The sequence below is a fragment of the Microvirga antarctica genome (assembly GCF_017921815.1).
GTDB classification, from domain to species: domain Bacteria; phylum Pseudomonadota; class Alphaproteobacteria; order Rhizobiales; family Beijerinckiaceae; genus Microvirga; species Microvirga antarctica.
Genome location: NZ_JAGEMM010000003.1, coordinates 202,249 through 217,093, shown reverse-complemented (window position 1 = coordinate 217,093; position 14,845 = coordinate 202,249). Strand labels below are relative to the sequence as shown.

Below are 14,845 nucleotides of genomic sequence, written 5' to 3'. Positions count from 1 at the left end.
GCGACCGATAGTCTGCGCGCCGCCCCGACACGACACAAGTGCGCATTCGGGCGGATCGGCGCGCCTTGAGCGCCGCCCTGCGGCGGCGCTGGACTTCGGCGAATCCGCATCTCCCTCGGCCTTGCCGCACTCACTTGATCTCGATCGCAAAGACCCCGTTCCAATGGTCGGGCGGAGGGGCGTCCATCAGACTGCGGATACGATCCACATAAACCGCGTAGTATCCGTCCAGACCGAATTTCCGGCCGATATCGCGACACGCCATGATCGTCTCGAGCGCCACCGCCCACTCGCGGCGCCGATAGGCCGACAGCATCGCCTTGTTCAGGCTCGAGAACTCCTGGAAGGCAGGACTTGCCGCGACATCGGCACGACCGACGATCGTGAAGATTCGCTCCGGCTCGGTCTTGCCCTTGACCTGCAACCGGTCGAGCTCGACCACCGCAAACCGCTCCCGCGCCGCCCTGGCCGTTCGCTTGCCGATGATGATGGGCACGCCGTACAGCTTTGACAGCCCCTCGAGGCGCGCCGCCAGGTTCACCGTGTCTCCCAAGACCGAGTAGTTGAAGTGCAGATCGGATCCGAAATTGCCGACGACGCATGTCCCGGTATTGAGCCCAATGCCGATCCGCAACGGCGGCACCAGGATTCCCTCCCCCGCCTCGAGCTGACGCTGGCGGTTGAGCAATGCGAGGCTTTCCAACATCGCAACCGCGGCATCGCAGGCGTTCAGTTCATGCCCGGAATCGGGTAGCGGCGCGTTCCAGAACGCCATGATGGCGTCGCCCATGTACTTGTCGATCGTTCCTTTCCGCTCGATGATGTCATTCGTCAGAGGCGTAAAGAGGCGGTTGATCAGCGCGGTCAGGCCCTGGGGATCGTCCCCGTACAGCTCCGAGATCGCCGTGAAGCCGCGGACATCGGCGAACAGAACCGTCAGATCGCGCTGCTCACCGCCAAGCGTCAGTTTCTCGGGCGACTGCGCCAGTTGCTCGACAAGAGCGGGCGAGATGTATTGGCCGAAAGCCGAGCGGATCCGGTGCCGGTCCGCCGACACGCTCATGTAATTGGTGCAGACCAGAATCGAGTAGACAAGCAGACTTGCAAACAGGGGAAAGCTGTAATCGATCAGGAGATCGAGGTACGAGAAGCAATACCATGAGACGCCGATGGTCAGGGTGGCGATCCCTCCGCCGAGGATGAACAACGTTCCGGCGCTCACCTTGGGGGCGAGGGCGATGAGCGTGAGACTCAGCAGGGTCGCCAGACCGATTTCGACGAACGCCGTATAGCTCGGCCGGCTCAAGGTCGCTTGCGAAAGCGCGCTCTCGAGGAGTTGCGCATGAAGTTCAACCCCGGGCGTTGCGGGGTGGACGGGCGTGATCTTGAGATCGAGAAGGCCGGCCGCGGAGGTCCCGATCAGCACCAGCTTGCCCGCAATCCGATCGGCAGGAACCTTGCCCTGAAGCAGATCGAGCGCCGACAGATACCGGTTCGGGTCCGGCGGCGAGAAGTGGATCCAGACCCTTCCCTTCCCGTCGGTGGGTATTTCCAAGCCCTGCACGCCGACACTGCGCACACCGCCTTCATCGGATTTGATGAGAATGGCGCCTGATCCGGTCACCACGCGCAGCATGTCGAGCGCCAGCGACGGGACGACTGTTCCGTCGGCGATCGCCACCACGGGAACGCGCCGGATGGTGCCGTCGCCTTCCGGAATGATGGAGAAGATCCCGCGTCCTTGGGCCGCGGTCTCAAGCACCGGAAGATTGCGCAGAAGGCGCGGAAACCGGACGAGATCAGGGCGCGGATCGGGCCCGATGACCGCGATGCCCGTCTGAATCGCGGTCGGCTCGGCAGACCCCGCACCGGCGACACGATATCCTGATTGGCCGAGGATCACGTTGGACCGACGAATGGCGGCGGCGAAAATCGCGTCGTTGCCAGGAAGGTTCCGGAGCTTGTCGCGCGTCGCGTCATCCAGCCCCCTGAATGTTTCGACGGCGACCTCCGGAGAGCCCCGATCCGGCTCGGGAAAGAGCACGTCAAAACCGATGGCGACGCTTCCGGCCGCGGCAATGCGTGTGACCATGTCGGCCATGATCGTGCGCGGCCATGGCCATTGGCCGAGCGCCTGCAGGCTCGGCTCGTCGATATCCACAATGACGACGGGCCGCGCGGGCGTGAGTCGCGGCTGGAGCAGTTGATAGACGTCGAAGGCCCGGTGTCGAAGCGCCTCGACCGGCGCCGGGTCCCAGATCCGAAGGGCGATCAGATTGACCAGCAGCAGAAGGCCCACGATTCGCCCGAGCCCGAAGCGCCGGAGCCTGCGCAGAACGCGCCTCATGGCCGGGCCGGTGCGAGGCGGGAACAACCGAATTGTCCGTCGGCTGCATGTCGCCGGTGCACGGGAACGCTCACAGAATGAAGTCGGTGGAGCGCGGCAACGCCCCGGCGATCGCGAGCTGCGTCGTCAAGGTCTCGCCGTCGGCAAACGTGATCGACGCCGTCACGCGGTTCTGATCGCCCACCGTCCGGGCGAGATCCGCCAGTGTCACGTCGAGTGCAAGGCCGGTCGAGGTCATGACCAGGTCCTCGGGTCCGATATCGGCAATTGCCCTGCCGTTCACGAACACATCGAGGTCGACGACCCTGCCGCTCTGCCGGGGAGACAGGGAGAACGCGGCGCCGAGTTGCTGGCCGAAGGCGACTCTCTCGGCGCCACCGGTGTTGTCGATCATGTCGAGAATGGAAAGGTCGACATTGTCGCCGATTCCGAACGCTGCGATCTTGGCGTGATGGATGCCGTTCAGATTGGCAAGATCATTGGCGAGGGCGCCCATCCCGCTGCCATCCGACAGGAAATAGACAAGGTTCTGCTCGCCGCCCTGATCGAGCGTCTGGAGTTTCTCGGAGGCCGCTCGGAGGGCGTGTTCGAAATTCGTCTCGCCTCCGGCCTTCAGGCTTGCGAGGAAACTGGCGAGCGTCTCGCTTCCCGCGCTGTCGAGGGCGACTGTCACCGCCGCCGTGTTGCTTGCATCCTGCGCAGGATTCGCTTCGTGCGCGGGATTGGCGCTGCCATTGAACGGAATGACCGTCACCGTGACGTCAGCGGGCGAGAACCCGAGGCTGCGAATCCGCTCGGTGAGCCCAAGCAGATTCGCGATCTCTGCATCCAGAATCGTGTTGGACCGCCCGTCCTGGTTGAGATCACCCACCGGAGCGCCGGCAAAGTCCCCGGACGTGCTCTCCGATACATCCACGACATACAAAATGTTCATCTGCGGCTGGGCGACAGGGCCGAGACCGACGGCGATGCGCAGATCCGCGGTGGCTGCCGTGGTTTGCGACGGCCCGTCGAGGGTAAGAGAGACGGACTGGTGGGTGTCGGCAAGCGTGCTGCTGGTTTCAGCGGTCACGTGCTTCGACGAGAAGGTGCCGGCGCCACGAATCTGCACGCTGGCCGTGGCGGTGTCCGTGCCGCCCCGGTCGTCCGAAACCGTATAGGTGAACGAAACGGTTGCGGTCTCGCCGGTGCTCAGCGCGCGGAAATCATCTCCCGGGTCAAAGATCAGATGCCCCGACGGGTCCTTCACGACGCTGCCTTCGGTCGGCGCGGTCCACCGGACGATCCGGAGGGAATCGCCGTCGATATCGGAATCGTTCGCCCCGAGGGCAAGCACAGTCTTGTGGCTTTCGTCGACGCCCGCAACGTGATCGCTCCGGGCGATCGGCGCATCGTTCCGCCCGGTGACGACCCATGACACCGAGGTGGGGATCTGCGTGCGGAAATCCGACACGGTGTAGTTGACCGTGATGGTGATTTTTTCCCCGGCCGCCAGGTGCTGGTAGGCCGGATGCGACGGGTCGAGCGCAAAGGTTCGCGTCCCGTCGACAAACGTCACGCCGGGCGGCAAGGAGGCGGGCACGGCGACCACAGCTGCCTTCACATTGACGACCTGAGAGAGCGCCATGGCGAGCGCTTGAAGGCCGATCTGCGGACCGTCTTCGGTCGCGGCGCCACGGATCGCCACCGGCGATCGGGTGGACATGGGGGAGATCGTCGGCAGGATGGCGGGCGTCAGGAAGATCGGCGCCACGGCCGGAAAGGGCCCCGTCTCGATCAAGGGCTGATGCGCGTTGATGGGAATCAGGACGGGAATCCCATCATCGTCGCTGCTGCCGCGCCGCTGTCTCGGCTCCGTGGCGAATGTCCGAAAAAGCTCGCGGACGAAGTCGGCATCGGAGCGGATCTCGTCCCCGGTTTTGAACACCTGTGTGACCCGTAGATCGGAGGCCGCCATCGGCGCGATGATCGTCGCCACGTTTGCGTCGGACATCGACGCGAGCACGCGGGACAGGTCATGCTTGTCGAGGATCGTGAACGAGCCCACACGCCCATCCGGTTCGGTAAGCAGGGAGAATTTGGTCGTTCCGCTGAAGGCCGAGATCTCCGCTTTCACCGCCGTTCCCCGGATGGCCATGGTCGCGACAGGCGTTTCGACCTTGAGGTCGCCCGTTTTGGCCACCATCCCGGCCACGAACCCGATCACGCCCTGCACGAGGGTAATCACCGCCGCGTTCTGGTGGGATTCAGCCGCATAGACCATCTCGGTGAGCACGATGCGCGCGCTCGACGACAGCGTAAACACCGTCCCGTCGCTGAACTTGATGGTGAGCGACGAACCAGACGCCGTCTGGACGACATCGCCTTTTGCGACAACATCGCCAAAGTTCAGGGAGATCGGCACGCCGTTGCGAAGCACGGTGGCGGAGCCGGAGACTTTCTCCACGCGTCCGATCGGCTTCAAGGTTGCGGCGGCAGCGACGACCTGAGCGTATTCGCCGGGGTTCTCAGGCCCCGCCAGCGCCTCGACAACGGATCCCTTGAGGTCAGCGCCCTCCGGGGAGGCAATCGTCGCGCGCCTGTCGTCCTTGAAGTAGTTGTAGACGATCGCCGTCTTCTTGTTCGGCCCCACGAGCACAAGATCGACCCCCGACCGCTTGAAATCGGCCGTGAAGAGCATGTCTGCGTCAGGAAAGACGAGGGAGGAGCCGTCAGCACCATTGTCCGGCGACGTCCCGGCGGCATCGATCTGAATCGGGTGAACACTGGCGCCGTCCCGAACTTCGTGCACAGCAGACCCTTTGTTTTGAGGATCATACCAATTTTACGGGAGCGCTCCTATCGGTAAGTATTCACAGCCGTCCGGACCGACGACATCTTGATGCGCGGCAGGTCACGGCGGGATTCTCGCGCAGCGTGGGAAGGCGCATGCCAAGCGGCGCGGCTTGTGCAGCCCGTCTCGGAGGGGGCGACCACCCCTCGGTCGAGGGCCGATGTCTTCAGCACTTGTAAAACTGGCGATCCCGGGAAGACTCGAACTTCCGACCTACGGTTTAGGAAACCGCCGCTCTGTCCGGCTGAGCTACGGGACCGCATGGGGGATTGATTAGCACAATTCGCAATCCCGTAAACGGGTGTTAGGCTCCCCGGCGCAGCCTGTGGAGGGACCTGGCTTTGGGGTGGCGTGGGGGCTCGGGGGTGCGGAGATGGCGGGCCTTTATCGTCGTCGGGCTGCTGGGGGCGGTATGGGCGACGACTTTATCTGCGGCCGAGCGGGTCGCGCGGCCCGCTCCTGCTTCTTGCTCCTCTCCGGGCGATTGGGATGTCATTGCGGGGGTGTCGGCGGAAGGCGATCTGCTGATGCTGGCGGGCGGGCCTGCCCGGCTTGGTGCTGTCCGGCTTCCTGATGACGGCCCCTTCCGGGATGAGGCGCTGGCCTACCTCCGCGGCCACAGCGGCGCGCGCGTGCGCGTCCAGGGGCCGGCCGGCCGGGACCGCTGGTCGCGTCGCACCGTGCGCCTGCTGCGGGACGATCAGGCCGAGGAGGCCGATCTCGGCCGGAGCCTGATCGCCCGCGGTCTTGGCCTCGCCGACCCACAAAGCGCCGATCCCGCCTGTCCGGACGATTTTCTCGCGCAGGAAGAGGCGGCGCGACAGCGAAGTCTTGGTGTCTGGGCCGATGCTGGCTATAAGCCTATCGGCAGCGAGCAATTGGACCGGCTGACAGCGCGCATCGGCACCTTCGCCCTCGTCGAAGGGCGGGTGCGCAGTGTCGGGGAGCGCCCGCAGCGGACATATCTGAACTTCGGAGGGCAATGGGCAGACGATTTCACGGTCATCATTCCGAAAAGGACATGGAAGCGGATGACAGAGCGCGGCATCGATGCCGCGGCGTTGAAGGGGCGTCAGGTCAGGGTCCGAGGCATTTTGGAGGCTTGGCAAGGCGCGTCTCTTACCGTTGAGATACCGGACATGATCGAACGGCTGCCGCGCTGAGTGAGTATGAGCGAAAGACCTCTGAACCAACGACCGGCCATCGCGGCCCTCCTCGCCGGCCTGCTGCTTTCAGGCTGTGCGGGCCTCGACGGCTCGACGCCGCTGCCGGCCGATGCGCCGCGCGTCGTGGGTGCCGACCGCCCGCGGGATCGCGACCACGAGCGCCTGGTGGCGGCCTTTGGCGGCGAGGCCCGGGCGCCTCAGGCCCAGCGCCTCCTCACCGAGATCACCAAGCGGCTGGTCGATGCCAGCGACCGTCCGGATGAATCCTTCCAGATCACCATCCTCAACTCGCCCGCGGTCAACGCTTTCGCGCTGCCGAACGGCCGGCTCTACGTGACGCGGGGGCTTCTGGCGCTCGCCAACGACACCTCGGAGATCGCGGCCGTTCTGTCCCATGAAATTGCCCACGTGACGCTTCGACATGCGTCTCAGCGCAGCGAGTTGCAGGCTCGTTCGACCCTGATCAAGCGCGTCACCGAAAATGTGCTGAACGACGCCAAGGAGGCGGCCGCGATGCAGAACGAGTCCCGCTCGACCCTGGCGAGCTTCTCGCGCTCGCAGGAGCTCGATGCCGACCAGGCGGGCGTGAAGGTTCTCGCGCGCGCCGGGTTCGACCCCTACGGCGCTTCCCGCTTCCTGACCGCGCTCGGACGCTCCGCGAGTGGCTCGGACGGTAGCGCTGACATGATGGCAAGTCACCCGAGCACGAAGGAACGGGTCACCCTTGCGCTCCAATCCGCAAGGCGGGCGAATGCGCCCGGCGTCGGAGAGGCCGGACGGGTCGAGTACCTGACGGCGATCGAGGGCATCGCCTATGGCGACGACCCGGCCGACGGTGTCGTGCGCGGGCGGCGGTTCATCCATTCCCGGCTTGGGGTGGCGTTCGAGGCGCCCGAAGGCTTCAGCCTCGAGAATACCTCTCAGGCCGTCCTCGGGGCATCATCCGACGGGTCCCGACGTCTCCTCTTCGACGCGGCCGACACGCCCAACGGCCAGAGCCTGGAGGAGGTCCTGCGCACCACCTGGAACGACACCATCGAACCTGGCAGCCTGCGAACCGAGACCATCAACGGCCTGCCGGTCGCCACCGGTCTCTCGGTCGGCAAGGAATGGTCATTCCGCCTCTCGGCGATTCGCATCGGCAACACGACGTTCCGGCTGATCATGGCCGTTCGAACCGGCGCCGGCGACCTCGACGCCATCTTCCAGCGCACGTTGGCGACGGTGAGGCAGGTTCAGGCCGACGAGGCCCGCGCCATCCGGCCCCTGCGTATCGACGTGGTGACGGCTCGCGACGGAGACACGGCCCAGAGCCTGTCGGACCGCATGGCGGTGGATCGGCCCCTCGACAAGTTCCTGCTGATCAACGGGCTCGATCGAGGCGATGCCCTGAAGGTGGGCTATCGCTACAAGATCGCCGTCGAATAGGAACCCATGACGTTCAGCGCCTGGCGCCGCGATGTCAGACGAAAGTGCCGTAGGCGTGTGGGTAGCGTTCCTCGAGTGCGCGCTTGAGTTTTTCGAGTGCGCGGTTCTCGATCTGGCGGACGCGTTCCTTTGAAATCCCGAGCCTGTTGCCGAGAAATTCCAAGGTCACCTGCTCCTCGTCCAACCGGCGCGCGCGCAGGATCCGCAATTCCCGCTCGTTCAGCACTTCGAGCGCCTGCTTCAGCCAAAGCACCCGGCGCTCCGTATCGATGACGTTGCTCACGCTTTCGTCCGGGAGAGGGCTCCCGTCGACAAGAAATTCGACCCTTTCGGCCGAATTGGACGAATCCGCATCCATCACCGGAGCGTTCAACGACGTGTCCGGGCCCGAAAGCCTGGCGTCCATCAGGGCGACGTCTGCCCGGGACACGCCGATCGCCTTGGCGATCTTTTCGTGCACCTCATAGGAGATCCGCTCCTCGCCGCTGCGGGTCAGTTTCGCGCGCAGGCGCCGAAGGTTGAAAAACAGGGATTTCTGGGCAGAACTTGTCCCACCGCGGACGATGGACCAGTTCCTCAGGATGTAATCCTGAACGGAAGCCCGGATCCACCAGGTAGCGTAGGTGGAAAACCGAACCTCCCGCTCCGGCTCGAACCGTGCTGCGGCCTCGAGCAGGCCCACATGGCCCTCCTGGACCAGATCCGCCATCGGTAAGCCGTAGTGCCGGAAGCGGGCCGCAATGGCGATCACGAGACGCATGTGAGCGGAGGTCAACTGATGGAGCGCGCCCTCGTCGCGGTCGTCTTTCCAGCGGACCGCCAAAAGGCGCTCCTCCTCGCGTTCCAGGAACGGAGCGTTCATGGCAGCGCGGACGAATTTGCGACGAACCCCTGAGATTTCTCCCATCGCGTCCTCCTTTGGCTTGCTCTCAACGGACAGTGCGAGAAAAAGTTCAGGCGAAACAGCAGAGCCTGCTCAGATAGACCGCCATCGAGCCGCGACAAGCCTAGCCACAATAAAAAACCCGGCACAAGGCCGGGCTTTCTGATGGTCAGGAAGCGTGCAATCAGGCCGCTTCTTCCTGGACGTCTTCCCCTTCGGCCTCGGCTTCCGCATCGACCTCACCCTTGCCAGCGCGGCGCGGGGATTTGGCGAGGCTCTGCTCGATCAACTTCAGGGATTCGGTGTCGGTGATCTTGTTGACGGCCGAAATTTCGCGCACGACCCGGTCAAGGGCGGATTCGTAGAGCTGCCGTTCGCTGTAGGATTGCTCCGGCTGCGCATCCGACCGATAGAGGTCGCGAACCACTTCCGTCACGGCGATGAGGTCGCCGGAATTGATCTTGGCCTCGTATTCCTGCGCGCGGCGCGACCACATGGTGCGCTTCACACGCGCCCGACCGGTGAGGACCTCCAGAGCCTTCTCGACAAGGGCCGGCTCGGCAAGCTTGCGCATGCCCACGCTGGCGGCCTTGGCTGTCGGGACACGCAGAACCATCTTGTCCTTGTCGAACGAGACGACGAAAAGCTCCAGCTTGAAGCCCGCGATCTCCTGCTCTTCAACATTGGTGATACGGCCGACGCCGTGAGCGGGGTAAACAATTGCTTCGCCGGTCTTGAATCCCAGGCGGTGGGCGGACTTCTTGGCGGTCGTCATGCGAGAGAGGCCTCCTTGCACTCCCCCGCCGCGCGACGGGGGTGGTTCGTTCGACCGGTCAGATCCGGAAGAACTGTCATGATGATTGCGGAACGTCGTCTTCCGCTGATATGCCTGAACGGACCGGCAACTAGAAAAATGCCCACACCCTCGAAAAGAGGCAATCGAAACTACCTGAAGACAAGGGGCGTGCGTTTCGCTTCATCTTATAAACCGTCGGTCTGCGGATTTTACGCACGTCGGGCACGAGCGACGGCATGCACGAACCCTATCACAGGTCGTCCGCAAAAGCAAAATATTTCAATGACAGCATAAAGATGCGGCGGCTCCGCTCAAGCTTCCTGTCAGTCACCCTCGCCGGGCTCGGGTGAGAAATATTTCGCAAATTTCCCGTCGACACCGTCGAATTCTTTGGCGTCCGAAGGGGCATCTTTCTTCTGGGTAATATTGGGCCAGCTCTTGGCCATCTCGGCGTTGATCTTCAGCCATTGCTCGAGGCCGGGCTCTGAATCGGTCTTGATCGCCTCGGCGGGGCATTCTGGCTCGCAGACACCGCAGTCGATGCACTCGTCAGGATGAATGACGAGCATATTGTCGCCTTCGTAGAAGCAATCGACTGGACAGACTTCGACGCAGTCCATGTATTTGCACTTGATGCAATTTTCAGTGACGACGTAGGTCATGAGGGTCCTTCGCAGGCGTTCGGCGCTGGCGGTTCGGGTGAGGCGAAACGAATGGCCGCCGCCGCTCTAGCCGCTGTCGGGGTTCGTGACAAGCGCCGCGTCGTCGCTGCCAAGGTCTTCATAGAGAAGGCGGGCTTCGGAGGCCGGGCCGCGACGGGTGCCGCGATCGCGCACGCGGATCACAAGTGTGCTGCGGTCGAGCGCCAGCGTCACGACGTCGCCAACAGCCAATCCCTTGGCAGGGTCCGTCGCCCGCTGCCCGTTGACGCGGACATAGCCGCTTCCGACAAGCTTGGCGGCCAACGTGCGCGACCTGGCAAACCTGGCGAACCAGAGCCATTTGTCGAGTCGCTGCCTGTCCGCGCGCACGCAGGCAGGATCCTATTTCTTTCCTTCTTCAAGCTGCGCCTTGAGGGCCAGCAGCTTGGCGAAGGGCGAATCCGGATCCGGCAGCTTTTCGCGACGCTCCGGCGGCGCATCCCGTCGGCCCTCGAAGCGCTTCTCAGGACGTCCAGGCCGCCTGTCGTCCGGCCGGCCTCCGCTCGGGCGTGGTGGCCGGCCCTGGGGCCTGCCGCCTTCGCCCTGCGCCTCGCGACGATCTGGTCGGCGATCAGGACGACGATCCTGCCGGGGCGGGCGATCTGCGCTCGGGCGCTCGCCGGCGGGTTCGCCGCCGGGCCGCGCATCCTGCCGGGGCGCTGAGGCATCGCCGTTGCGCGGACGGCGGTCGTTGCGGTCGGTCCGCTGGCGCGCCGGGCGCGCCTGGGCACCCTCATGGCGACGCTGCTGACGCCAGACTTCGATCAGGACCGGTTCGGCAGTCGCCTCTGCAACGGGTTCCAGGGAAGGCGCACGGGTGTCGGCGACCGGTTCCGCTTCGTCGCCGGTGTGATCAGCGCTCAGGGCCTCGTCAGCGCTCTGGGCCTCGAGAGGTACCTGGACCTCACTGGGCGCTTGAGCCTCGGCAAGTGCCTGGACTTCGGCAGGTGCCTGGACTTCGGCAGGTGCCTGGACTTCGGCAGGTGCCTGGACCTCGGCAAGTGCCTGGACCTCGGCAGGTGCCTGGACCTCGGCAGACGTCTGAGCAAGAGGGGTCTCGGGCGACGGCTCGCCGGCCACCGGGGCCTCAGGCTGAGACTCAGCCAAAGCGGCCTCGCTTTCCGCGGCGGCTGCCGGGGCGTCGTTTCGGCCCTCGGCTTCCGCAGCCACTGCCGGTTCAGCGTCGTGGCCGGGCACCGGCTGTTCCACCGCCCGCGGCGGGCTGACGAGCGGGACCGTGATCGCGGGGCCAACCCGCCGATCGACCGCATAGCCCAACGATTTCAGAATGGTTGCGAAGTCCTCCCCCGCGCAGCCTACCAGGGACGTCATGGCCACGGTGGCGACGAAACCGTCCCCATCGGCCGCACCCGCCGGCGGCTCACCGGGGGTGATTCCGGGGCGATAGGACATCGCCGGACGGATCAGGTCGGCCAGGCGCTCGAGAATGTCGACGCGCACGGCGCGGCCGCCACAGACCCGGAAGCCGGCCGCCCGGTAAAGACCGCCGACGATCTCGGTATCGACGGGAATGGAGGTCCGGCCGGATTGCGCCAGATGGGCGATCTCGTCGATGCCCTTCTGGTCGAGACCGCCGTTCTGCAGCGCCCAGAGCTGGGCGGCCAGGATGCGGGGCGCAGGTTTCAGCAGCGCGGGCAGATACAAGTGGTAGGCGCCGAAGCGAATGCCGGCCTTGCGCAGGGCGCCACGGCCTTCCTGCTCGAGGGAGCGGACATCGTTGAGGACCTTCGAGCGCTCCAGGACGCCAAGGGCTTCCACAATCTGGAACGCGATGCCACGGGCGAGGCCCGTCAGCTCCTGCGAGGTCTCAAGCTCAAGGAGCGGGCCCAGAAGCCGCACGATATAGGCCCGAAGCCAGCCGCGCAGGCGGGTCTCGACCTTTTCGCGGGCGCCGCCGTCGAGGTGCTCATCCGACAGGATGCGCACGCGCGGATCGAAGATCCGGTCGCCCTGCTCCATCCGCGCCACCGGGTCGCCCATCCAGCGGATCGTGCCGTCATGCGACAGGACCAGCATGGCGTCGGGCGTTTCGGCGAAACGATCCGCCCGCGCCCCGATCTCGCCGGCGAGCGCTTTGCTGGCGGCATTGCGAAGGGTCTTGGCCTCGGCCGGATCGGCCTGGGGGTCGGGCACGAAGTGGAAGCCGTGCAGGTGACCGATATGTTGACCTTCGACGGTAACATCGCCGGTGGCCGTGATTTCCGCTTCGAGCATCGTTTTCTCTCTCAAGCGCCGCATGAGAACGCTCGTGCGCTTGTCGACAAAGCGCTGGGCGAGACGTTCATGTAACGCGTCCGATAGCTTGTCCTCTACCTGACGCGCAACACCCTGCCAATGCTCAGGATCACGCAACCAGTCGGGACGATTGGCGAGGAACGACCAGGTTCGGACCTGGGAGATCCGGTTCGACAAGGTGTCGATGTCCCCGTCGGTGCGGTCCATCGCGTTGATATGTCTGGCGAACCAGTCCGGCGGGATGGCCCCGTCCTTCATCAGGAAGCGGTAGATCTGGCCCACCAGATCCGCGTGAATCTGCGGAGAAACCTTGCGATAATCGGGCACCTGACAAACCTGCCAGAGCCGCTCCACGGCAGAAGGCGAGCCCGCGAACCCGACGATGTCGGCCTCGCGGGCCAGAAGTTCGAGCGCCGCGAGGTCCTCGCCCATGGGTGCGCGCACCAGCCCCGGCTCCCGCGGATGCTCGACGAGGCTCTTGCGCAACCGGGACAGGGACGAGAAATCGAGGTCGGGATTGCGCCATTGCAGGATCCGGACCGGCTCGAAGATATGATTCTCGAGGGCCTCGACCGTGTCCGCATCGAACGGCGGACAGCGCCCGGTGGTGCCGAACGTCCCGTCCCGCATGTGGCGGCCGGCGCGCCCGGCGATCTGCGCAAGTTCCGCATGGTGAAGCTTGCGGAAGCGAAACCCGTCAAATTTCTTGTCGGACGCGAAGGCCACATGGTCGACGTCGAGGTTGAGGCCCATGCCGACAGCATCGGTGGCCACCAGATAGTCGACGTCGCCGGATTGGTAGAGGTCGACCTGGGCGTTGCGCGTGCGCGGCGACAGCGCCCCCAGCACGACCGCCGCCCCGCCGCTCTGGCGCCGGATCAACTCGGCGATGGAATAGACCTCCTCGGCCGAGAACGCGACGATCGCGGTGCGCCGCGGCAGGCGCGAGACCTTCTTCTCGCCCGCGAAGGTCAGTTGCGACAGGCGCGGCCTCGTCGTCACGTGGACGCCCGGGATCAGCGCCTCGATCAAGGGCCGCATGGTGTTGGACCCGATCAGCAACGTCTCCTCGCGGCCGCGCTGATTCAGCAGCCGGTCGGTGAACACATGGCCGCGGTCGAGGTCGCTGGCGAGTTGCACCTCATCGACGGCCACGAAGGCAACGTCGAGGTCGCGGGGCATCGCCTCGATGGTCGAAATCCAGTAGCGCGGCCGGTCCGGCTTGATCTTCTCTTCGCCGGTGACAAGGGCGACGTTGTGAACGCCGACCCGCTCGACGACGCGCTGATAGACCTCGCGGGCCAGAAGCCGCAGCGGCAGGCCGATCATGCCGCTTTCGTGGCCCAGCATGCGCTCGATGGCCAGATGGGTCTTGCCGGTATTGGTGGGGCCAAGCACAGCCGTGACGCCGCGCGCGCGCAATTGCGGGATGAGGGAGCGACGGACCATCGGTGTTCGCGGACTATCCCGGTCAGGAGGAAAGGGCTGCCTGTCGCGGAGACGACGGGGCGGGCCCTGAGGCAAGGATCCGGCCATGCGCCGGGCCGCAGCTTACATCGTTATATGGGGCTCGAAGCCTCCTCCGCCAATGGCGAGGGCGTCGCTAGTCGAGGGAGATCGGGACGACCTTGGCGTTGCCTTCCATGGCCCAGCGGGAGGCTTCCACGACGCTGAGGCCAACCATGGTGCGGACGGCAATCCGCAATGGCACGAGAACGCGCTGCGCCGTGAGGGGCGCCAGCCAGACCGACATGTCCTTGTTCTCTTCCATGAACTTGGTGGCAGGACGCAGGGAGCGGTGGCCCGAGATCGGGATATACCGGGCTTTGCACACGAGAACCGGGCCCTTGTACCCAACCTTGTCCACAGTCTTGGTGCCATCATAGGACAGCACCACGTCGAACCGGGCCGCTCCGTCGAAAACCGGGATGGTGCGGTTGCAATTGGCCGCATTCATCAGGTCGCCGCTGGCCATGGCGGGCATCAAGAGCGCGCTGACGGGGTCGACGACGCCGAGCTTGTCCCCGTCTTTCACAGGCACCCGGTCAGGTTTCTCGTCGATCGGCGGGGTGATCTCGACGGCCGCCACATTGCCCGACGTCAGTCCCATGCGAACCGTGCGCTGGTCACTGGAGGAGCGGGAGGTCACGGCGAAAGCGGCAGGCTGCGGCCGCGGCCCGGCAATCGCGCCATTGGCGGTGGCCGCGCCCTTGCCGCCGGTCAGCATCTTGGCAAGCCCCGAGAGCTTCACGGCCGCCAGCATCTTGTAGCGCGAGCCCTCGAAGGTCGACGAGAGGTCGGCGGTGCCCAGCGACAGCCCCGCCAGGGTGATGTCATAATCGACCTTGAGAGTCTGCGCCTCGAGGCGCGATCCTGTGGCCAGGACAGCAAGGGCGATGACGGTGGAGACGGCGATCTGGCGCATGGATGTGTCC

General features: G+C 65.1%; 10 protein-coding genes and 1 tRNA gene. 2 read left to right on the top strand and 9 right to left on the bottom strand.

Annotated elements, in window-relative coordinates:
- Positions 1 to 130 precede the first annotated feature (130 nt).
- The 3 genes from J4G32_RS12185 to J4G32_RS12175 form a co-directional block, all read right to left on the bottom strand.
- Entirely contained in the window at positions 131 to 2,347 is a 2,217-nt protein-coding gene (locus J4G32_RS12185; RefSeq protein WP_210493248.1) for a CHASE2 domain-containing protein, read from the bottom strand.
- Between the two features lie 70 nt (positions 2,348 to 2,417).
- Positions 2,418 to 5,138 carry an Ig-like domain-containing protein gene (locus J4G32_RS12180; RefSeq protein WP_210493243.1) on the bottom strand — a complete coding sequence of 907 codons (2,721 nt, stop codon included), beginning with the start codon at positions 5,136 to 5,138 and terminating at the stop codon, positions 2,418 to 2,420.
- A 224-nt stretch (positions 5,139 to 5,362) separates the two neighbouring features.
- A tRNA-Arg gene (locus J4G32_RS12175) sits at positions 5,363 to 5,439 on the bottom strand.
- A 106-nt stretch (positions 5,440 to 5,545) separates the two neighbouring features.
- Here J4G32_RS12175 and J4G32_RS12170 point away from each other — a divergent pair.
- Positions 5,546 to 6,343: a thermonuclease family protein gene (locus tag J4G32_RS12170; RefSeq protein ID WP_210493238.1), complete on the top strand. Its 798-nt coding sequence runs from the start codon at positions 5,546 to 5,548 to the stop codon at positions 6,341 to 6,343.
- Positions 6,344 to 6,349: 6 nt separating this feature from the next.
- On the top strand, positions 6,350 to 7,774 hold the full coding sequence (locus J4G32_RS12165) for a M48 family metalloprotease (RefSeq protein WP_210493232.1): 1,425 nt from the start codon (positions 6,350 to 6,352) through the stop codon (positions 7,772 to 7,774).
- 34 nt (positions 7,775 to 7,808) lie between these two features.
- Here J4G32_RS12165 and J4G32_RS12160 read toward each other — a convergent pair whose 3' ends face one another.
- The 6 genes from J4G32_RS12160 to J4G32_RS12135 all read right to left on the bottom strand — a co-directional run bounded on the left by J4G32_RS12160 (position 7,809) and on the right by J4G32_RS12135 (position 14,835).
- Positions 7,809 to 8,681 (bottom strand): RNA polymerase factor sigma-32, encoded by an 873-nt coding sequence (locus J4G32_RS12160; protein WP_210493220.1) that lies wholly within the window; start codon positions 8,679 to 8,681, stop codon positions 7,809 to 7,811.
- 160 nt (positions 8,682 to 8,841) lie between these two features.
- On the bottom strand, positions 8,842 to 9,432 hold the full coding sequence (locus J4G32_RS12155) for a CarD family transcriptional regulator (RefSeq protein WP_210493217.1): 591 nt from the start codon (positions 9,430 to 9,432) through the stop codon (positions 8,842 to 8,844).
- A 344-nt stretch (positions 9,433 to 9,776) separates the two neighbouring features.
- On the bottom strand, positions 9,777 to 10,115 hold the full coding sequence (gene fdxA / locus J4G32_RS12150) for a ferredoxin FdxA (RefSeq protein ID WP_210493213.1): 339 nt from the start codon (positions 10,113 to 10,115) through the stop codon (positions 9,777 to 9,779).
- A 66-nt stretch (positions 10,116 to 10,181) separates the two neighbouring features.
- Positions 10,182 to 10,484, bottom strand: coding sequence for an RNA-binding S4 domain-containing protein (locus tag J4G32_RS12145; RefSeq protein WP_210493208.1), 303 nt, complete (start codon positions 10,482 to 10,484; stop codon positions 10,182 to 10,184).
- A 12-nt stretch (positions 10,485 to 10,496) separates the two neighbouring features.
- Complete coding sequence (locus J4G32_RS12140; protein ID WP_210493200.1) at positions 10,497 to 13,859, bottom strand: helicase-related protein; 3,363 nt, start codon at positions 13,857 to 13,859, stop codon at positions 10,497 to 10,499.
- A 154-nt stretch (positions 13,860 to 14,013) separates the two neighbouring features.
- Entirely contained in the window at positions 14,014 to 14,835 is an 822-nt protein-coding gene (locus J4G32_RS12135) for a DUF3108 domain-containing protein (RefSeq protein ID WP_210493196.1), read from the bottom strand.
- Between the last annotated feature and the right edge of the window lie 10 nt (positions 14,836 to 14,845).

Bases quoted from the DNA above. Each gene is read 5' to 3' on its own strand.
- J4G32_RS12185 (WP_210493248.1), bottom strand. From the start codon at position 2,347: ATGAGGCGCGTTCTGCGCAGGCTCCGGCGCTTCGGGCTCGGGCGAATC.
- J4G32_RS12140 (WP_210493200.1), bottom strand. From the start codon at position 13,859: ATGGTCCGTCGCTCCCTCATCCCGCAATTGCGCGCGCGCGGCGTCACG.
- fdxA (WP_210493213.1), bottom strand. From the start codon at position 10,115: ATGACCTACGTCGTCACTGAAAATTGCATCAAGTGCAAATACATGGAC.
- J4G32_RS12160 (WP_210493220.1), bottom strand. From the start codon at position 8,681: ATGGGAGAAATCTCAGGGGTTCGTCGCAAATTCGTCCGCGCTGCCATG.
- J4G32_RS12165 (WP_210493232.1), top strand. From the start codon at position 6,350: ATGAGCGAAAGACCTCTGAACCAACGACCGGCCATCGCGGCCCTCCTC.
- J4G32_RS12155 (WP_210493217.1), bottom strand. From the start codon at position 9,432: ATGACGACCGCCAAGAAGTCCGCCCACCGCCTGGGATTCAAGACCGGC.
- J4G32_RS12135 (WP_210493196.1), bottom strand. From the start codon at position 14,835: ATGCGCCAGATCGCCGTCTCCACCGTCATCGCCCTTGCTGTCCTGGCC.